This is a genomic window from Pseudomonas sp. 05T35, from assembly GCF_056396605.1.
Genome location: NZ_JBFTLU010000029.1, coordinates 1 through 19,571, shown reverse-complemented (window position 1 = coordinate 19,571; position 19,571 = coordinate 1). Strand labels below are relative to the sequence as shown.

Below are 19,571 nucleotides of genomic sequence, written 5' to 3'. Positions count from 1 at the left end.
CATCGAGTTTGCGCTTGTGGCCGCGCACGAAGCTCTGGAGCAGGCCGGCTGGCATCCGACGGATGTCGCAGACCAGGAGCGTACCGCTACGATCATTGCATCGGGCGTAGGTGGTTTTGGCGCGATTGCCGACGCTGTACGTACCACCGACGCGCGTGGCCCTCGCAGATTGTCGCCGTTCACTGCACCGTCATTTCTCGCCAATATGGCGGCCGGGCACGTTTCCATTCGGCATGGTTTCAAAGGGCCGCTCGGGGCGCCCATAACGGCCTGTGCTGCAGGGGTGCAGGCTATCGGCGATGCGGCCAGGCTCATCAGAAGTGGCGAGGCGGACATCGCCATATGCGGCGGTACCGAAGCAGCGATAGACCGTGTGACTCTGGGGTGTTTTGCTGCGGCCCGCGCACTATCCACTGGTTTTGCCCAGCGTCCGCAGGAGGCATCACGTCCCTTTGATCGCGATCGTGACGGCTTCGTAATGTCTGAGGGGGCCGGGTTGCTTGTAATCGAATCGCTGGAGCATGCCCTCTCACGTGGAGCCAAACCCTTGGCGGAACTGGTCGGCTATGGCACCAGCGCCGATGCCTATCACCTGACGGCAGGTCCGGAAGATGGCAGCGGCGCACGGCGCGCCATGGAGCAAGCACTGCGCCAGGCCGCTGTCAGTCCTGCGGACGTGCAGCATATCAACGCGCACGCGACCTCCACTCCGGTTGGCGATAAAGGGGAACTGGCGGCAATTCGCTCGTTGTTCGGGAGTGACTCCGGCGTGGCGATCACTTCGACCAAGTCCGCCACCGGGCATCTTCTGGGAGCGGCCGGTGGTATTGAAGCCATCTTCACCGTACTGGCGCTTCGTGACCAGGTCGTGCCCCCCACGTTGAATCTGGTTCATCCCGATGAGGCGGCCGTCGGGCTCGATCTGGTCGGCCTGAAGTCCCGGAAGACGTTGATAAGGCACGCGCTCTCAAATGGGTTCGGGTTTGGTGGTGTTAACGCCAGCGTCCTGTTCCGCCGCTGGGAGCCTGAATTTTGAGCCTGGCGGGGGGTTGTTACAAACTATCAGGATCCCCGAAAAACATCTGAATCCGCGATCTTAACCAGCGCTCACCCGGATCGTTATCCTGCGAGCCGCGCCAGGCCATGTGCAGCTCGAAGGTTCGCGTCGGCAGCGGCGGGTCTTCGGCGCGTACGCCACCGGCGGCAGTCAGTGCATCGGCGGTGTAGTCCGGCACGGTGGCGAGAATATCGGTGCCGGCCAACAGCGTCCCCAAACCATTGAACTGCGGAACCGCGAGCACCACATGACGCTTGCGCCCGAGTTTTTCCAGTTCTTCATCGATGAAACCGCTGAGGTCGCCGGCAAAGGACACCAGGGCATGGGGGCGAGCGCAGAAGTCGTCCAGGCTCAAGGCGCCAGGTACCGAGTCGGCGCGCAGCAGTTTCGGCATGCTGCGTCGCAGGACTTTGCGTTTGGCGTTGGCCGGCAGATCGGTGGTGTAGCTGACGCCAATCGAGATTTCGCCTGATGCCAACAAGCTCGGCATCAATAGATAGTTGACGCGTCGCACCACCAGCACGATACCGGGCGCCTCCGCACGCAGGCGCTTCAACAGCATCGGCAGCAGGGCGAACTCGACATCATCCGAGAGGCCGATGCGAAACACCGCGGTGCTGGTGGCCGGGTCGAATTCAGCGGCGCGACTGACAGCGGGCCATATGAGAACAATGGCCGGCATGAATCTTACGGGGAAAGGCTGTTACTCTGCACCGAGTAATTCATTTTTCCCACAATGCTGGTTCGGTTTTCTACGTTGATTGACGTATTGCCGGGGCTGCGGAATCAATGACAGGCATGTCGACTATTAATAGCCACTGATGGTCTTGGTCAGAAAGCCCGGATAGAGTTCAGGGCATTAGAGGTTAATTTGACGAGGTTTGCGATGTCCCGCACGATCCGTTTTCACAAGTTTGGTCCTGCCGAGGTGCTCAAATGCGAAGAGCATGCGGCAGCTCTGCCAGCGCCGGGCGAAGTGCAGGTGCGTGTCGAAGCGATCGGCATCAGTTGGTATGACATCCTCTGGCGCCAGAACCTGGCATCTTCCCATGCCCGGTTGCCATCGGGCCTTGGTCATGAAATGGCCGGCGTGGTCACTGCCGTCGGCGAAGGTGTGGATGATCTGGCGGTGGGTGACAAGGTCGCCAGCTTCCCGGCAGAAAGTCCCAATGACTATCCCGTCTACGGCGAGCAGATCGTACTGCCGCGTTCGGCGTTGACGCGTTATCCGGATGTGCTCAGTCCGGTCGAAGCCGCTGTGCATTACACGCCGCTGTTGGTTGCCTACTTTGCTTACGCCGATCTGGCACGGGTCAAGCCTGGCCAGTTTGCCCTGGTCACCGATGCGAGCCATTGTGCCGGCCCGTCCTTCGTGCAACTGGGCAAGGCCTTGGGTGTGCGGGTCATTGCCGCGACCAAAACGGCCAGCGAGCGCGAGTACCTGTTATCCCTGGGTGCCGAGACGGTGATCGTGACTGAAGAGCAGGATCTGCTCATGCAGATCAACAAGCTCACCGACAACCGCGGTGTCGACGTGGTATTCGATGGCCTCGGCGGTCCGCAGATGTCGATGCTCGGTGACGTGCTGGCGCCTCGTGGCAGCCTGGTGCTGTATGGCCTGCAAGGCGGTAACCAGACGCCGTTCCCGGCCTGTGCAGCGTTCCAGAAAAACATTCAGTTCTTCGTGCACTGCATCGGCAACTTCACCGGCAAACCGGAACTCGGGATCATTCAGGACCAGGTCGCACTGCAACGGGCGCTGCGCGATATCAACCAGTTGACGGCTGACCGGGTACTGCTACCACTCAAGACCCGGGTCTTCCCGTTTAGCGAGTTTGTCCAGGCGCACCGTTACATGGATGAGTGTCCGTGTCGCGAGCGAGTGGCGCTTCAAGTAGAACCTGCATGACGCTTGCGCAAGAGTCCGTGTTTACGGACTCTTGCGTTTTTGTTGTACGGGCACACCTTTCATCCCCCTTCGTCATCTGCCGGTTCAGCAACTGAACTGGTTTTTGCTTCTGATCTGTATCTTCTAATCATCATATAAGCCCTGATAATTGAATGATTAAATTCATCTCAAGGAATGAGTCATGGCTGGGCATCTTTTTTTAATGGGTTCTGCTTTTGGTGCTATGTATACGGACCATTGCTCACCTGCGCTTCGCGTTGAAACGCGGCAAGTAAGCGGTTCGCTTGTTAGTTATGGAAGTATTGCCTTGTTCTGGTTTCCTTATTTCTCGTGCTCATTGTCTGTGGGACGTTGTCGGAAAAGTCCTAGGCCGCCCATCCGGTCCGTCGGAGCTCGTGGGCTCGGGGGTTGTGGGCGATTGGCTCGGTCGTGAACGTTATTTCTATAACAATCGTTTCAAATAGTTACCACAACCAAAGTGTTAGCATTTGAAAGCAGATACTCACGATAAGCCGTTATCAGCCAGCATCGATCGCAGGTCGTGCAAGCAAATGATTGCTTGTGCGATGCCGACTTTTTGAATATCAGGTAAATGACAATGAGCACAACTCATGATCAAGCGATGAACTATGTCTATCAGCAAGTTTTGCAGCGGTTGCTGAGTTTCTTTTCTCGTGCGGAACGTACTGCATTGCAGCTGTTGATCCAGCGTCTGTTGGTGGCGGCGGGGGGAATGGAGAGAATCGGTACTTACAAGGTGCTGATGATGCACTCGGGAACGCGCGACAGTTGCTACACATTGGCATTCCTGCGTGCCGCGCAATTGAGTATCGCGGGCAGGGCGCCAGCGACCTTCCAGTTGCGTGTCGCCACGCTACGGCTGGGCGGGACGACGCCGACGATCATGGAGAATATTCATAGCAGCTACGGCGCCCTGTTTGTCTACGACGATCCTCGGGTCGAGGTGGTGATGGTCGATAACCGCGAGGTGTTGCCCTTCAGCCATCTGATGCCGATGTCCKAGGCTGGTCGCGATTTGAATCGCACCAACATGCTGATGCTCGGCCATTTGCGAGGGGCTGACGGGGTGTTTGAAGCGTGTAGCGACGGCTATCTGGCGACAGGCGAGTTCTACTCGCAGATGGCCCGATGGGAGGGCGGTGTCGATGCGTTGATCAGCGGTGAAACCGTACGTCAGCAAAAGCAGTTTTTGGCCGGCCTGATGCACGAGGCGCAAAAGGCCGGCCTGCCGGCAATCACTCATCCGGCCTTCGGTTATGAAGGATTGTTTTTAACGCTCGATCAATTGGGCGGCGATTGTTATCGCAAGCTTTATGCGGGCCATGAAACGGTCGAGTGGCGGCCACGCGAGAGTTTTGAGGCGCGACGCGGCGCAGACTACATCGATATCCAGGACCTGGTGACCGGCAACATGGAGGAGCGCTGGCCATTGCTGACCGACTTTCTCGGGCTGCAACCGGATGAAATTGACGTTCACCTGCGCGAAAACGAATTCGCCAGTCCTTTGCTCTCGGCCCATTTGCGGGGCTTGCAAGCCTGCTTCGTGAATGACCTGGCCTACGAAAGCGGATTCAGCGAGTACATACAACGGGCGTTGTTGAAGATGCGTAAACGACGTCTGCCCGAGCGGCTTTGCGAGCAGGTGTTGGAGGTCTACGGCAATCCGCAGGCAATGGCCGAGCTTCGGACCCTGGCGTCGGCCGAGGCTCAGCAAACACTGGGGCTCAATGAAACACAGCAGCTGTGCCTGCTGTTCGCCCCCTTTGTCGATGCCGGTGCCGGGCTCGAGCATTTTTTGCGCCGCTGCCATCCCGGCATGTTAGTGGCGATACCCGAACTGCACAAAGCAATGCAGGGCAATGCCGCTCCTGAGCAAGTCATGCAATGGATGATCGACGTCAGCGGCCTGTCGGTCAGCCTGATCTGCAGGCTCTACGGCATGCGTTCGGTGTCCGGGATCGGGCTCGAAGCGKGGGATTCGGGCTTGAGTGCCGCAGGCACCGGAGAGTGTGAGGTGGATGACGCGCTGAGTGAATGGTCAGCGAGACGTTGAAGGAGTCCGGTTTGACCGATTCAAAAAACACCTGCACAGCGATTGGCCAGTGTTCATGAAGGGGCAAAGGGAAACAGATTTTGCTTACCAGGCCGTGTACCGATACCTGACCAGCCTGATCAATGAAATGGCGACTGAAGCACCGATCAAGCTGCCTTCTCTAAGGCAGCTGGCAGACCGGTTGAACGTGTCGATTTCAACTATTCAGTACGCCTATTCGCTGCTGGAGAAAGAAGGGCGGGTGTATTCGGTGGCAAAGTCCGGTTACTACGCGTTGCCGGTGTCCTTGAACATGTCGTTCAGCAGCGGTAACGATCTGCTTGAAACGGTCTATGTCAGCGCAAGGCGCCCGGGAATGCTGGTCTTGAGTATCGACGAGCCCGCGCTTCTGCAGTCGCTGGACAGTCCATTGTTGCTGCTGGAGCGAGAACTGGTGCGCCAGTATCCGCGTCAACCGCAGCTTCACTCGCAGCCGTGTGGCGAGCTGGAGTTACGCACCGCGTTGGCGGCACGCTACACCACTTCACCGGCACGCTGCTGGCACGCCGATGATGTTTACATCGGTGCCGACTGGCGGGGTGTGCTGGAAATACTGATCGCCGTGCTCGAACTCAAGGATGCGACCGTGCTGGTCGAATCGCCCTGCGACTGGGCCATTTTGCGCTTGTTCCAGACCGCTGGCGTGCAGGTGATCGAGTTGCCGATAGACAGCAACGGCTGCCTTGACCTTGAGTTGCTCGAGCATTTGCTCCGGACCGAGGCGGTTCGCCTGGTGGTGCTGTCGTCGGGCGTGAGCATGCCGCGCGGCAGCCTGATGCCGTCGGACAACCGGCAATCCACCGCCGAACTGTTGGAACAACACGGCAGTTGGGTACTGGAAAACGACGTGTACGGCGAACTCGCTCATGAGCCGAATGAAAGTCGTTTTCGCGATGTGCTCGATCCTGATCGCCTGATCGTGTTTTCCACCTTCGAAAAGCTCATGGGGCCTGAGGCACCTTACGGGTATCTGCTTTCACGGCATTTGAGCGTGGAGCTGCAGCGGCATTTTTTGCTGCGCTCGTTTCGCCTGTCGCCGATTCGTCAGAAAGCCATCGCACGCTTGTACAGCAGCGGCCGTATCGACCAGCACTTGCTGGTGCTGCGCCGGCTGTTGAAAGAGCGCAAGAGCCGAATGATCCAGATGCTGCAGGACCGTCTGAGCGATTCGCTGGAGTTTGTCGAGCCGGCGGGCGGGGCGACCATCTGGGCGCGCTCGTTACGGCCGGTCGATGTGCGTCGGGTCTTCCAGCGCATGCTCAAGCAACAGGTGGTGATTGCCCCCGGTGAATTGTTCAGCTTGCATGGGCTGCATTCGCAGAACGTCAGGCTCAGCCACACATTCAGCGGGCAGCACGACCTGGAGGCTGCATTGACGATGCTGGCGGATGCGTTGAGGCTTGAACTCATCGATTGACCGGGCGTCAATATACCCAGCTGACGTCTGGATAGATTTTGTCTGGATAGATATCGTCGCTCTCTGGTCCAACTGCCAGTAAACTGCCTCCCCATTCCTGAACCACTCTTTTTCAGAGGTTTTGCATGACACTCAGTCCTTTTGCGGGCAAACCGGCACCCGTAGAGTTGTTGGTCGACATCCCGCGACTGGTAACGGCCTATTACACCGGCCAGCCCGATGCCTCTGTTTCGACCCAGCGCGTTGCGTTTGGTACTTCAGGCCATCGTGGCAGCTCGTTCGAGCTGAGTTTCAACGAATGGCACGTTCTGGCCATCAGCCAGGCCATCTGTCTGTATCGCGAAGCCCAGGGCATCGACGGCCCTTTGTTTGTCGGCATCGACACCCACGCGCTATCGACGCCAGCCGGCGCCAGTGCGCTGGAAGTCCTCGCCGCCAATGGCGTGACTGTGATGATTGYCGAAGGCGACGAGTACACGCCGACGCCAGCTATTTCCCACGCCATTCTTTGCTACAACCGCGGCCGTACGTCGGGGCTGGCAGACGGCATCGTCATCACGCCGTCCCATAACCCGCCGCAAAGCGGCGGTTACAAGTACAACCCCACCAACGGTGGTCCGGCCGATACCCACATCACCAAGTGGATCGAGGCCAAGGCCAACGAGTTGCTGGCCAACAAGCTTGCGGGTGTCAAACGCATCAGCTACGAGCAGGCACTCAAGGCCGACACCACCCATCGTCACGATTACCTCAATACCTACGTCGCCGATCTGGTCAACGTGATCGACTTCGACGCCATCCGTGGCGCCAACCTGCGCCTGGGCGTGGACCCGCTGGGCGGAGCAGGGGTGCGCTACTGGTCGGCGATTGCCGAGCATTACCGCCTGAACCTTGAGGTGGTGAATACCCAGGTCGATCCAACGTTCCGTTTCATGTCCGTCGATTGGGACGGTCAGATTCGCATGGACCCATCGTCGAGCTATGCCATGCAAGGCCTGATCGGTCTGAAAGAGCGTTTCGACGTGGCGTTCGCCTGCGATCCGGACCACGATCGTCATGGCATCGTCACCCCGTCCGGCGGCTTGCTGGCGCCGAACAACTACCTGGCCGTATCCATCGACTATCTGTTCCAGAACCGCCCGCAATGGCGCGCCGATGCGGCGGTGGGTAAAACCGTGGTCAGCAGTGGCTTGATCGACCGCGTTGCCAAGCGCCTGAATCGTCGCCTGTACGAAGTGCCGGTCGGTTTCAAATGGTTTGCCGATGGCCTGTTCGACGGCTCGCTGGGTTTTGGTGGTGAAGAAAGTGCCGGTGCCTCGTTCTTGCGTAAGGATGGCGGCGTCTGGAGCACTGACAAGGACGGCCTGATTCCAGCCTTGCTGGCGGCTGAAATGACTGCTCGCACAGGACGCGATCCAAGCCAGGCTTATCGCGCACTGACCGATGAACTGGGTGAGCCGTTCTCGGTACGTGTCGATGCCAAGGCCAACCCTGAGCAAAAAGCCTTGCTCGGCAAGCTGTCACCAGACCAGGTCAAATCGACACAACTGGCTGGCGAAGCGATCCAGAGCATTCTCAGCAAGGCGCCGGGTAACGACCAGGCGATCGGCGGGCTGAAAGTCATGACCGAAAATGGCTGGTTCGCGGCCCGTCCTTCGGGCACCGAGGACATCTACAAGATCTACGCTGAAAGCTTCATTAGCGACGATCACCTCAAGCAATTGGTCAGCGAAGCCCAGACACTGGTGGACAGCGCCATCAGCACCAAATAATCGAGGACCCCATCACTGCATAGGAATCTACACAACTTAGAAATACGCTGAAGGACTACCTCCGTAGCAGCTGTCGAGCGTGCGAGGCTGCGTTCGGCTGCGAAGCAGTCGTAAAATCAGCCAACACGATCCTTCAGGCGAATCGCGTACGCAGGATTTGCGAGGACTTCGTCCTCGAACGCCGCCTCGCAGGCTCGGCAGCTGCTACGAGAGCTGGAGCAGCAAGATGTGTAGAAACTTATGCCAGCGATGACGGCAGTGCAGCCAATATCGATTGCAAACAAAAAGGGGTGACCTAAACGGTCACCCCTTTTTGCATCTGGCCTTCAGCGTATCAAGCCAGGTCCACCAACACGATTTCACTGTCCTCGATGGCGGTCACCCGCAGCACCTGTTCCTGCGCAACCGCTACACCGTCTCGAGCTTGTGCACGCAAGCCATTGACTTCAATGACTCCGGTGGCAGGCACCAGGTACGCCCGGCGACCGTTGTCCAGTTGATACTCGGCGGTTTCGCCAGCCTTCAGGTTTGCCGCCACCAACCGTGCATCGGCGCGGATCCGCAGGCTTTGGTCGTCGCCGGCCTTGCCACTGGCCAAGGTCACGAAACCTTCGCGATGACCTTTTGGAAACGGTTTGGCGCCCCAGGACGGTGCCAGCCCGGTTTCATTCGGGATGATCCAGATCTGGAAAATCTTCGTCGCCGTCGACTCCAGGTTGTACTCGCTGTGAGCAATCCCGGTGCCGGCGCTCATGACCTGTACATCACCGGCCTCGGTGCGGCCCTTGTTACCCAGGTTGTCTTCATGGCTGATCGCACCTTCGCGAACGTAGGTGATGATTTCCATGTCCCGATGCGGGTGTTTCGGGAATCCGGTACCCGGCTCAATCACATCGTCGTTCCACACCCGCAGGTTGCCCCAGTTCATGCGCTTGGGGTCGTAGTACTCGGCGAACGAAAAATGGTGATGGGCATCCAACCAGCCATGATGGGCGCCGCCCAGGGATTTGAAGGGTCTGAGTTCAAGCATGATCGTCTCCTGAAAAGGTTCGTCATGGGGCGGAACACTTGAGCCGCAAAACGAGAACCGGTGGTTGATGGCAAACATCATCTATCAGTCAACGATCGATAAAAAGCGTAAAAACTGCCTTAATCTGATCAGTTTATTAGATATAAATCGAAGGCTAAACTCTACGTCCCAGCATTCACTTCATCGCTTAAACCAATGATGGATAAGCATTTGACTAGAACTCGCCGGCAAATGAAGACACCATAGCCTGCAACAGCCTCACACCCTGGAGTCAGCGTGCCGCGTCACAATCCCGATCTTCCTTCCGAGCTTTTGCCCCTGGCCGAGATGCCGTTGCTCAAACGCCTGGCTGCGCGTTTTTTTGGCCACGGCCTCAACCGCCTGCGCGCGCAGCACCGGGCGTCCTGGCTGCATGGCCAGGCCGACGGCTTTCGCAGCGGTCATAGCGCCGGCGTCGACTACGGCTACAAGGAAGGCAAGCTGGACGGAATAGAGGAAGGCCGTCAGGTGCTGCTGATCCGCGACAGCCGATCCACCGAGCATCCGGCGCCGCGCATTGATGAAAACCTGTTCGACGACTGGCGGCTGCCGCTGAGTGCCGAGATCAAGAAGCGCATGAAGGCCGATGTCGCTCGCTTGTTGCCGGAGTCGGCACAGCCGAGCGCCGCACAGTGGAAGATGATCTTCAGCGACACCCCTTCGACCTCGGTGATCGCCGGGGCGGGCGCCGGCAAGTCGACAACCCTGGCGCTGCGCATTTTACTGCTGACCCATTACCTGGGGTTTGAACTCGACTCGTTGACCGTGGTGACCTTCACCCGCGAATCGCGCAAGGACTTCATCAACAAGCTGATCGGGCTGTTTGCCGTGTGGGGCCGAGCGCTCTCTCAGAAAGACGCCCGCGATCTGGTGCGAACTTTCCACTCACGCATTTTGCCGATGGTCCGCAGCCTGCCGGGATTCGAGCGGCTGCAGGCCTTCGAAAACCTCAGCGGCCGTTCGCTGTTCGATGACGCAGAGGTCGACAGCAACCCGTTCGATCTGCGGATCAACGACACCCAGCGCCAACAACTCAATGCCTGTTTTCACCGGCTGTTTACTCAAAGTGAACGCTTTCGCGAACTGATCACGCCGCTGTCCCGTCACGCCTTGCAGCTCAAGGAGCTGGAACGCGATCACCCGGATGTGCAAAAGCGTATGGCGGTGACCGAACTGGCGGCCAAGCGCGATGAAGAACTCTGCGATGTCGTCGAAGATCTGTGGATCCGCGCAGGCGCCTGGCCGATCAAGGGCATTGAGCCGAGCCGCCAGACATTCGAGATCAACGGTTCGACCTTCCATTGTCACGGTTACATCCCGACGCTCGACGCCTGGGTGGTTCTAGGCTTCGACCCTCGTGAAAACCCGCAAGTCAGCCGTCCCAACGCCAAACTGACGGTTCGCGCCGAATGGGCAGTCAAGCGCACCTTGTTTCAAGCTTTCTGTCGTAAGCCTTTGATTTGGCTAGATAGCTACGAGTCTTCAAAACGTGTTTTGGCCACGCTGGCCGGGGATGCCAGCGCCGGGCCCGGGTTCGATTACAAGGTCAAGGGCGAACTGGGTTCCGCGCCGCTGCTCGACTGTTTTGTCGCAGCGGCCAGTTTTATTGAAAACCTTGGGCTGGATGTTCCGGCTGCCGTGGGCCAGATGAGTTTCGCCAAGGACGATCCGGACCGTTTGTTCTTTGAAGCACTCAGCCTGTACTGGCGAGCCCTGGAGGATCACCTACTGGATCAGTCGCCGCCGGTGATGACCTACAACCGGATGTTCGCCTTGTTCAGTGAACATTCGCCAGAAAACCTCAAGCTGCTGAGCGATGAGTTGCTGCGACCGATGTCGCACTTGATGATCGACGAATTTCAGGACGTTTCCCCGCAAATCGTMTCCTGGATTCGTGCAACCCTGATGGAAATCCGCAGCCGTGGTCCGGCCATGCACGTCGGGCGTGGGGCGCAACGCTCCTCGCTGCTGTGTGTCGGCGATGACTGGCAGTCGATCTATGGCTGGCGCGGCAGTTCGCCGAAGTACTTCATGGAGTTCAACAAGGAATTTCCGTCACCCGCTACCACGCGGGTAATGCTCAGCGAAAACTACCGCAGCCATCAGCACATCATCGACGCTGCCGAGCATATCGTGCGCGCCGCACCGGCGATTCCCGGCAAAAAAGCCAAGGCCAGTGGCGAGCCGGGGGAACTGCTGCCGGTCAACGTCCATGATCGGGATGATTCGGCCATGGCCAAGCGTCTGATGGAACACTATCGAAACGGCGATTCAATCTTGATGCTTTATCGAAAAAGTAGCGATAAGTCATTGATTGAAGAGCATATTTCACCTGTAGTTAATGCTGATTCTAGCTTGCCATTCGAGGCGCGACGGCTCAAGCAGTTGACCTATCACAGTGCCAAGGGGCTTCAGGCCGATGCGGTATTCCTGCTCGGTGATTGCCAGCACCTGACCAGTTCACCGTACAAGAATCAGGTTTATCGCATGGCTGGGTTGGGCAAGGACGGCGACGCGGAGCCTTATGACAGTGCACAGAAAGACGAAATTCTGCGGTTGGCTTACGTCGGCATCACCCGGGCGGTGAAGCATTGCTATTGGTATGTCGATGGCCAGGACAATCAAGCGGTCAATATGCCCAAGGCATCCGACAGGATCGCGCAGGGCAAGCCTTTCTTCGCCGATCAGCGCGTTGGCAAGCAGTCAGCCTGAACAGGAGGGCGCGGGCATCCGGAATGCCTTCGAACGAAAAAAGCCCACGCTGCGTGGGCTTTGATATCAAGGGGTGCGGCTCAAGAAGCACTTTTCAGGGCAAGCGGAGGAGCAAAGGCTTCAAGCTCATCCTCTACGGCTTCGATTATTCGCTCGACATCGGCGGCGTTCATCACGGTAGCGCAGGGAATTCCGGCAATGGCGATCATGGTCTCGCCACTGGCACGATCAAACAACCGGGCAATCATGCTGTCCGGGGCATCCATGCTCGCCTCGAATCCCATGGGATGAAAATACCAGCGCATCAGCTGGCAGGCGTTTGGAAACGTAACCTTGCTCAACGACACTCTATTCATGTGTTGCCCGCCTTGTTCATCGAGCGCGTCCGTTAGCCCGTGTTTAGGAGGGATGAGCCCTCACTGGCCCAACCGTTTGAATTTTAAAAATAGCACTCGTTGGTGAAAGAACCGTGAAATCTTTAAGGCCGTTTGGCGATTGAAGTGCTGTCATTGATCTGGATCATGTTTTGTAGGGCATCGGGCGGAGCGCCGCTGTATCTGGTGGTTGAATTGAGCATTGAAGCCTTGGCCGAAGTTCGGCAAGCTCGGTTTTTCTGTCGTTGAGTGCCCTATGCCTGCTCAGGATGATGGCCCGCTGCAAACCCAGGCCACCGGCGAAACCGTGCTGCGTTATCACTTGTGCTGGAAGCACCGGGACCTGGACGGCGTCATGGCGCTGTATCACCCGGACATTCAGTACAATGACTTTTTCCAGAACCGCACGCTTGGCTTGAGTGAACTGCGCGAGTACGTACGCAGCAGCATGCCGCGTGACGCGGATGAAGCGCTGGAGCATTCGGACCGGATTCGCCTGGACGGCAACACTGCGTTCATTCAGTACCGCGTGACATTACGCGGCGGTGAAGGGCTGGTGTCGTTTCGATCCAGCGAGGCGATCACCGTGCGCGACGGGCTGATCTGGCGCGTCAATGAATACGCCTCCCTGGTCCACGAACAGGCGTCCGGCAAGTCGGCCGCCAGCTCGCGCCCGGCGGTCAGTCGACTGGGGCTTTCGCCGCGGCAACTGAGTTTCATGGCTGAGGACCTGCAACAGTACTTCGAGCGTCAGCAACCCTATCTCGACCCGGAACTCGATCTGCAACGGGTGGCGAAGGAGTGTGGTTACAGCCGCAATCAGATTTCCTATCTGCTCAACCAGGTGCTCGGCCAGAGCTTTTACCGTTACGTGAACCAGGCACGCCTGCGGCATTTGCTGGCAGCGCTGGACACAGCAACGCCGCCGCTGCGCATCGACGAACTGGCGTTCGCCGCCGGCTTCAATTCGCTCTCGGCGTTCTACAGCTGCTTTCGCCAGCACACCGGCCTGTCGCCCAAAGCCTATGCCAAGCAAATTTCCTTGCGTGCACGCGCGCAAGACAGCCACTGAACCGAGGCACTAGGATCGACGCCATCGAAGTTTGAGTGGCGGAGTCTTGCATGCCGGCGTGGCGCACTATCAGTTTGTGGATGGACCAGCTTGAAGAACCGCTACTGGCGCGGCCGTCACTTGAGCGGGACCTGGATGTCGATGTCGCAATCATCGGCGCCGGTTACACCGGTCTCTGGACCGCTTACTACCTCAAGCGTCAGGCGCCAGACCTGAAGATTGCCATCATTGAAGCCAGGACCGCCGGTTTCGGCGCATCGGGCCGCAATGGCGGTTGGCTGATGGGCAATTTGCTGGGCGAGGACCGTTTACTCGTCGGCTTGCCGGCTGAACAGCGCCGCGCGTCTTTTGATTTGCTGCACCGTATTCCCGATGAAGTGCAAGGTGTCCTCGAACGTGAAGGCATCGACTGCGATTTTCGCAAGGGCGGGGTGCTTTACTGCGCGGCCCGTTATCCCGAACAGGAAAGCAACCTGCGTCGCTATCTGGATTCGCTCTACCGTCAGGGCCTGAACGAAGCCGATTACCGCTGGCTCAACCCCGAGCAACTCGCTCAGCAGATCCGTGTCGCCAAGCCCTACGGCGGAGTGTATGCGCCACATTGCGCAACGATCCAGCCGGCGAAGCTGGTGCGTGGCCTGGCGCGGACGGTGGAGCGCATGGGCGTCAACATCTACGAAAACAGCCCGGCCAGTCAGTGGCAGCCCGGCCGTTTGTGCACCGCTAAAGCTACTGTGCGCAGTCGCTGGATCGTGCCAGCCGTGGAGGGCTACGCCGCGACATTGGCGCCATTGGGGCGTTATCAGTTACCGGTGCAGAGCTTGCTGGTGGCGACCGAACCTTTATCTGTCGCGACCTGGGACGAGATTGGCCTGGACCGTGGTCAGGCGTTCAGCGAAAGCAGCCGCCAGGTGACTTACGGTCAGCGCACCGCCGACAACCGGCTGGTGTTCGGTGCCCGTGGCGGCTATCAGTTTGCCGGCAAGCTACGCCACGACTTTGACCTGACCCGCAATGAAGTCGAGTTGCGCCGCTACCTGTTTGGCGAGCTTTTCCCGCAGTTGAAGAACGTCAACATCACCCATTCCTGGGGCGGCAACCTCGGCATGTCCCGACGCTTCAAGCCGCACATGCTCTGTGATCAGCGCAACGGTATCGCCTTGTCTGGCGGTTATGGCGGCGAGGGAGTCGGCGCAAGCCATCTCGGTGGCAGGACCCTGGCAGACCTGATCCTTGGACGCGACACCGAGCGAGTCCGCCAGCCGTGGGTCATCACGCAGGGCGGCCTCGACGCGCTCAAAGCCTGGGAACCGGAGCCGCTGCGCTGGCTGGGCTACAACGCGATCATTCGTAGTTTCATCCATGAAGACCAGACCCTGGCCGACCCGACCAGCGCGCCGTGGCGCCGCAAACTGGCCTCTCGGGTCGCGGGTTTCATGGAAGGTTTCATGCAGTAAACGCCGCACCCGCGTCTTGATTTCTTGATCCTCTGATCACCCGAAAACCTGCCAATAAAAACGCCATACAGGAATCGAATCATGATCCGTACGCCTTTTGCTTCTCTCATGCTGGCTCCGCTGATGCTCGTTGCGTCACTCAGTCAGGCTGCCGAAACCGTCAAGATCTACAACTGGTCGGACTACATCGCCCCGGACACGATGAAAAACTTCCAGGCGCAAAGCGGCRTCGGTTTCAGCTATGACGTCTACGACAGCAATGAAACCCTCGACGGCAAGTTGATGACGGGCAAATCGGGCTATGACGTGGTGTTTCCGTCCAACCACTTCATGGCGCGGCAGATCGAGGGCAGGGCTCTGAAGAAGCTCGACAAGAGCCAGTTGCCAAACTGGAAAAACCTCAATCCGGTATTGCTCAAGGCCCTGCAAAACAACGATCCGGGTAACGAACATGGTTTTCCGTACCTGTGGGGCAGCACGGGTATTGGCTACAACATTGCCAAGGTCAAAGCGGTGCTTGGTGTCAACGCACCGGTGGATTCCTGGGACCTGATCTTCAAACCCGAGAACATGCAAAAGCTGCAGAAGTGCGGTGTGGCGATCCTCGATAACGGTCCGGAATTGCTGCCAGCCGCATTGAACTACCTGGGCCTGCCGCACCACAGCAAGAACCCGGCCGACTATAAGAAGGCCGAAGATCTGCTGATGAAGGTTCGGCCTTACGTCAGCTATTTCCATTCATCCAAATACACCAGCGACCTGGCCAACGGTGATATCTGCGTGGCGGTGGGCTTCTCCGGCGACATCCTGCAAGCCGAAAGCCGCGCCAAGGAAGCCAAAAATGGTGTGGACATCGGTTACTCGATTCCCAAGGAAGGCGCGGCCATCTGGTTCGACATGGTCGCCATGCCGGCCGACGCCCCGGATGAAAAGACCGGTTACGCCTTCATGAACTACCTGCTGCGCCCGGACGTCATGGCCGGCATCAGCAACTATGTGCACTACGCCAACGGCAACGAACAGGCCGACAGCCTGATCGATCCCGCCATCAAGAGCGACACCAAGGTGTATCCGAGCCCGGAAATGATGGGCAAGCTGTTTGCCCTTGAGGCCATGCCGCTGAGCATCGACCGGGTTCGTACACGGTTGTGGAACAAGATCCGGACCGGGAGTTGAGGGGTTACATCCGGTTGAGCTTTGCGCCAGCCTGAATGTCGTCAACGTTGTAAGTTCTGAGCCTCCTATGAATGGATGAAGGGGCAAGGAATGCCTGTTTCAACGAAGGCTGGGCGATTGCGCGAGGGGCGGGTGTCAGAGGTTGGGCGGATTTATTTGCTGACTACAGTCGTCTATCAGCGCCGTGCGGTTTTTGCGGATTGGCGCTTGGGGCGGTTGGTCGTGGAGCAACTTAAGCTTGTTCAGGAAGATGGCTGGGCAGACTTCTTGACCTGGGTCGTGATGCCAGATCATTTTCATTGTGTGCTTGAACTGCGAGAAAAGACGTTGGCGCAAGTGATGTGTCGTATCAAGTCGCGCAGTAGTTTGGCTGTGAATCAGGCATTGGGGCGTCAAGGGCGTTTCTGGCAGAAGGGGTATCACGATCGCGCTGTTCGCGCGGATGAAGACGTGAAAACCCTTGCACGATACGTTATTCAAAACCCGATTCGTGCCGGGTTGGTTCAACGGGTTCATGATTATCCGTTATGGGATGCGTGCTGGCTCTAATGCCGAGGCGCCTGGTTTACGACTGCTGCGCAGCCGAACGCGGCCTGCGGCCGCTGCTACAGGGTTGTGTGTGCAGCGTGGCTTTTGTAGCAGCTGGCGCAGCCGGCGTTCGAGTGCGAAGCGCTCGCCAATGCGGGCGACTCGGTGAGTCTGATGCACCGAAGCGTCTGGTTTTACGACTGCTGCGCAGCCGAACGCGGCCTGCGGCCGCTGCTACAGGGGTGTGCGCGCCGGGCTTTTGTAGCAGCTGGCGCAGCCGGCGTTCGAGTGCGAAGCGCTCGCCAATACGGGCGACTCGGTGAATCTGGCGCACCGCAGCGTCTGGTTTTACGACTGCTTCGCAGCCGAACGCGGCCTGCGGCCGCTGCTACAGGGTTGTGTGTGCAACGTGGCTTTTGTAGCAGCTGGCGCAGCCGGCGTTCGAGTGCGAAGCGCTCGCCAATGCGGGCGACTTGGTGAATCTGACGCACAGCAGCGTCTGGTTTTACGACTGCTGCGTAGCCGAACGCGGCCTGCGGCCGCTGCTACAGAGTTGTGAACACCGCAGCTTTTGTAGCAGCTGGCGTAGCCGGCGTTCGAGTGCGAAGCGCTCGCCAATGCGGACGACTCGGTGAGTCTGATGCACCGAAGCGTCTGGTTTTACGACTGCTTCGCAGCCGAACGCGGCCTGCGGCCGCTGCTACAGGGGTATGTGCGCACCGCAGCTTTTGTAGCAGCTGGCGCAGCCGGCGTTCGAGTGCGAAGCGCTCGCCAATGCGGGCGGCTTGGTGAATCTGATGCACCGAAGCGTCTGGTTTTACGACTGCTTCGCAGCCGAACGCGGCCTGCGGCCGCTGCTACAGGGTTGTGTGTGCAACGTGGCTTTTGTAGCAGCTGGCGAAGCCGGCGTTCGAGTCGGTCCGCGTTCGGGCGAAGCGCTCGCCAATGCGGGCGGCTTGGTGAGTCTGATGCACCGCAGCGTCCGGTTTTACGACTGCTGCGCAGCCGAACGCGGCCTGCGGCCGCTGCTACAGGGGTATGTGCGCACCGCAGCTTTTGTAGCAGCTGGCGTAGCCGGCGTTCGAGTCGGTCCGCGTTCGGGCGAAGCGCTCGCCAATACGGCGACTCGGTGAATCTGACGCACCGCAGGGCATGGTTTTACGACTGCTTCGTAAACCCGGCAGTTGATGCACTTGAATCCGAACATTTACTGCGCGCGTTGAGTGTAAGTGGGTGGAGAAAAGCCACATAAAACTGCGGCGTAGTAATCAAATACAACTGTACTGTTATTTAATATTTAAATAAAAGATTGTCCGACAATCCTGTTTTGAGATTGAACTACAAAGATTATTTCGACTCTCCGGTCATTGTTTTCGGGAGTTTTGTGGAACAGTTCAATTTGACGTCAAAAAAGTAGTAGACGTTTGATTTCGAAATGTGTCAGCTTTCTTACGCCTTCATTGGGCGAGTGATAGGACGATCTCGCCAGAGATTGTCGCTGTCTGACAAAAACTGTTCCATTGCTAAACAAGGAAGTGTGTTTATGTCGAAAGTAAAAGTGAACGCTATTGACTCACTGGCCGCCACAAGTAGCGCCTGGTCGCAGATCGATAGTTTCAGCCATCAATATGACCGTGGCGGCAATCTTACGGTCAATGGCAAACCCTCCTACTCGGTAGATCAAGCCGCGACGCAACTGCTGCGTGATGGTGCCTCCTGGCACGATCTCAACGGCAGCGGCAAGATCGAACTCACCTACACGTTTCTGACCGCACCGACGTCAAACTTCAGCGGTCTGGGCGTTACCGGCTTTAGCCAGTTCAGCTCCTTGCAGAAGGCTCAGGCCGTACTCGCCATGCAATCCTGGGGCGACGTGGCCAATGTCACCTTCACTGAAGCCGCCAAGGGTGGCGATGGTCACATGACCTTTGGCAACTACAGTGGCGGCCAGGAAGGTGCAGCAGCGTTCGCCTTCCTGCCGGGTACCGAGCCTGGCTATGACGGCCAATCGTGGTACCTGACCGGCAGTGGCTACAACGTCAACAAAACCCCGGGCGTGAACAACTACGGTCGTCAGACCCTGACTCACGAAATCGGGCACACCCTTGGTCTGTCTCACCCAGGCGACTACAACGCCGGCGAAGGCAACCCGACCTACAACGACGCGTCMTATGGCCAGGACACGCGCGGCTACAGCCTCATGAGTTACTGGAGTGAAAGCAACACCAACCAGAACTTCAGCAAGGGCGGTGTCGAGGCTTATTCGTCCGGTCCGTTGATGGACGATATTGCTGCGGTGCAGAAGCTCTACGGCGCCAACATGAGCACCCGTACCGGTGACACCACCTACGGCTTCAACTCCAACGCCGGCCGCGATTTCTACAGCGCGACCTCGTCGTCGGACAAAGTCGTGTTCTCGGTGTGGGACGCGGGCGGCAAGGATACCCTGGATTTCTCCGGCTTCACCCAAAACCAGAAGATCAACCTCAATGAGGCCTCGTTCTCCGATGTTGGCGGCATGGTAGGTAACGTTTCCATTGCCAAGGGTGTGACCATCGAGAACGCCATCGGCGGTTCGGGCAACGACTTGCTGATCGGTAACAGCGTGGCCAACGAGCTCAAGGGCGGTGCCGGTAACGACATCATCTACGGCGCGGGTGGCGCGGACAAACTCTGGGGTGGCAGCGGTTCCGACACCTTCGTGTTTGCTGCAAGCTCCGACTCCAAGCCGGGTGCGGCCGATCAGATCCTGGATTTCACCAGTGGTCTGGACAAAATCGACCTGAGTGCCATTACCAACGGCGCAGGCCTGCACTTCGTGAATTCGTTCACCGGTGCAGCGGGCGACGCGGTATTGAGCTCGATCTCCGGTGGCAGCAGCCTTGCCATCGACTTCTCCGGGCATGGCGTGGCTG

Annotated in this window: 14 protein-coding genes and 1 pseudogene; 12 read left to right on the top strand and 3 right to left on the bottom strand. The window is 58.4% G+C overall.

Annotation, left to right across the window (positions count from 1 at the left end):
• A partial coding sequence (locus AC1DH9_RS04195; RefSeq protein ID WP_477807836.1) for a beta-ketoacyl-ACP synthase occupies positions 1-1,036 on the top strand: 1,036 nt, incomplete at its 5' end.
• A 16-nt stretch (positions 1,037-1,052) separates the two neighbouring features.
• On the opposite strand, the pseudogene AC1DH9_RS04190 reads toward AC1DH9_RS04195, so the two are convergent.
• Positions 1,053-1,721, bottom strand: a pseudogene (locus AC1DH9_RS04190) (LysR substrate-binding domain-containing protein); the annotation flags it as partial.
• 222 nt (positions 1,722-1,943) lie between these two features.
• On the opposite strand from AC1DH9_RS04190, the gene AC1DH9_RS04185 reads away from it, so the two are divergent.
• From AC1DH9_RS04185 to pgm, 4 genes are all read left to right on the top strand, one after another.
• The gene (locus AC1DH9_RS04185) at positions 1,944-2,966 is read left to right on the top strand and encodes a zinc-dependent alcohol dehydrogenase family protein (RefSeq protein ID WP_427528794.1); all 1,023 of its coding nucleotides are present in this window, start codon (positions 1,944-1,946) and stop codon (positions 2,964-2,966) included.
• A 598-nt stretch (positions 2,967-3,564) separates the two neighbouring features.
• Complete coding sequence (locus AC1DH9_RS04180) at positions 3,565-5,040, top strand: hypothetical protein (protein ID WP_477807835.1); 1,476 nt, start codon at positions 3,565-3,567, stop codon at positions 5,038-5,040.
• Positions 5,041-5,095: 55 nt separating this feature from the next.
• Complete coding sequence (locus AC1DH9_RS04175) at positions 5,096-6,496, top strand: aminotransferase-like domain-containing protein (protein ID WP_427540906.1); 1,401 nt, start codon at positions 5,096-5,098, stop codon at positions 6,494-6,496.
• Between the two features lie 125 nt (positions 6,497-6,621).
• Positions 6,622-8,268 (top strand): phosphoglucomutase (alpha-D-glucose-1,6-bisphosphate-dependent), encoded by a 1,647-nt coding sequence (gene pgm / locus AC1DH9_RS04170; protein ID WP_477807834.1) that lies wholly within the window; start codon positions 6,622-6,624, stop codon positions 8,266-8,268.
• Between the two features lie 334 nt (positions 8,269-8,602).
• Here pgm and AC1DH9_RS04165 read toward each other — a convergent pair whose 3' ends face one another.
• Positions 8,603-9,298: a pirin family protein gene (locus AC1DH9_RS04165; RefSeq protein ID WP_427540912.1), complete on the bottom strand. Its 696-nt coding sequence runs from the start codon at positions 9,296-9,298 to the stop codon at positions 8,603-8,605.
• Between the two features lie 276 nt (positions 9,299-9,574).
• Between AC1DH9_RS04165 and AC1DH9_RS04160 the strand changes: the two genes are divergently transcribed.
• Entirely contained in the window at positions 9,575-12,049 is a 2,475-nt protein-coding gene (locus tag AC1DH9_RS04160; protein WP_427540915.1) for a UvrD-helicase domain-containing protein, read from the top strand.
• Positions 12,050-12,129: 80 nt separating this feature from the next.
• On the opposite strand, the gene AC1DH9_RS04155 is transcribed toward AC1DH9_RS04160, so the two are convergent.
• Positions 12,130-12,405, bottom strand: a complete 276-nt coding sequence (locus AC1DH9_RS04155) for a DUF1652 domain-containing protein (protein ID WP_019690213.1) — start codon at positions 12,403-12,405, stop codon at positions 12,130-12,132.
• Between the two features lie 274 nt (positions 12,406-12,679).
• On the opposite strand from AC1DH9_RS04155, the gene AC1DH9_RS04150 reads away from it, so the two are divergent.
• The 6 genes from AC1DH9_RS04150 to AC1DH9_RS04125 form a co-directional block, all read left to right on the top strand.
• Entirely contained in the window at positions 12,680-13,495 is an 816-nt protein-coding gene (locus AC1DH9_RS04150) for an AraC family transcriptional regulator (RefSeq protein ID WP_427540918.1), read from the top strand.
• A 50-nt stretch (positions 13,496-13,545) separates the two neighbouring features.
• Complete coding sequence (locus AC1DH9_RS04145; protein ID WP_442114788.1) at positions 13,546-14,952, top strand: NAD(P)/FAD-dependent oxidoreductase; 1,407 nt, start codon at positions 13,546-13,548, stop codon at positions 14,950-14,952.
• A gap of 81 nt (positions 14,953-15,033) precedes the next feature.
• Positions 15,034-16,128 carry a polyamine ABC transporter substrate-binding protein gene (locus AC1DH9_RS04140; protein WP_477807833.1) on the top strand — a complete coding sequence of 365 codons (1,095 nt, stop codon included), beginning with the start codon at positions 15,034-15,036 and terminating at the stop codon, positions 16,126-16,128.
• Between the two features lie 90 nt (positions 16,129-16,218).
• Entirely contained in the window at positions 16,219-16,677 is a 459-nt protein-coding gene (locus tag AC1DH9_RS04135) for an REP-associated tyrosine transposase (RefSeq protein WP_427540926.1), read from the top strand.
• A 776-nt stretch (positions 16,678-17,453) separates the two neighbouring features.
• Positions 17,454-17,789 (top strand): hypothetical protein, encoded by a 336-nt coding sequence (locus tag AC1DH9_RS04130; protein ID WP_427540928.1) that lies wholly within the window; start codon positions 17,454-17,456, stop codon positions 17,787-17,789.
• 410 nt (positions 17,790-18,199) lie between these two features.
• Positions 18,200-19,571, top strand: a 1,372-nt coding sequence (locus AC1DH9_RS04125) for a serralysin family metalloprotease (protein ID WP_477807832.1), incomplete at its 3' end; no start/stop codon positions are given.

Bases quoted from the DNA above. Each gene is read 5' to 3' on its own strand.
- AC1DH9_RS04185 (WP_427528794.1), top strand. From the start codon at position 1,944: ATGTCCCGCACGATCCGTTTTCACAAGTTTGGTCCTGCCGAGGTGCTC.
- AC1DH9_RS04150 (WP_427540918.1), top strand. From the start codon at position 12,680: ATGCCTGCTCAGGATGATGGCCCGCTGCAAACCCAGGCCACCGGCGAA.
- AC1DH9_RS04145 (WP_442114788.1), top strand. From the start codon at position 13,546: ATGCCGGCGTGGCGCACTATCAGTTTGTGGATGGACCAGCTTGAAGAA.
- AC1DH9_RS04135 (WP_427540926.1), top strand. From the start codon at position 16,219: ATGCCTGTTTCAACGAAGGCTGGGCGATTGCGCGAGGGGCGGGTGTCA.
- AC1DH9_RS04175 (WP_427540906.1), top strand. From the start codon at position 5,096: ATGAAGGGGCAAAGGGAAACAGATTTTGCTTACCAGGCCGTGTACCGA.
- AC1DH9_RS04165 (WP_427540912.1), bottom strand. From the start codon at position 9,298: ATGCTTGAACTCAGACCCTTCAAATCCCTGGGCGGCGCCCATCATGGC.
- AC1DH9_RS04155 (WP_019690213.1), bottom strand. From the start codon at position 12,405: ATGAATAGAGTGTCGTTGAGCAAGGTTACGTTTCCAAACGCCTGCCAG.
- AC1DH9_RS04130 (WP_427540928.1), top strand. From the start codon at position 17,454: ATGCACCGAAGCGTCTGGTTTTACGACTGCTTCGCAGCCGAACGCGGC.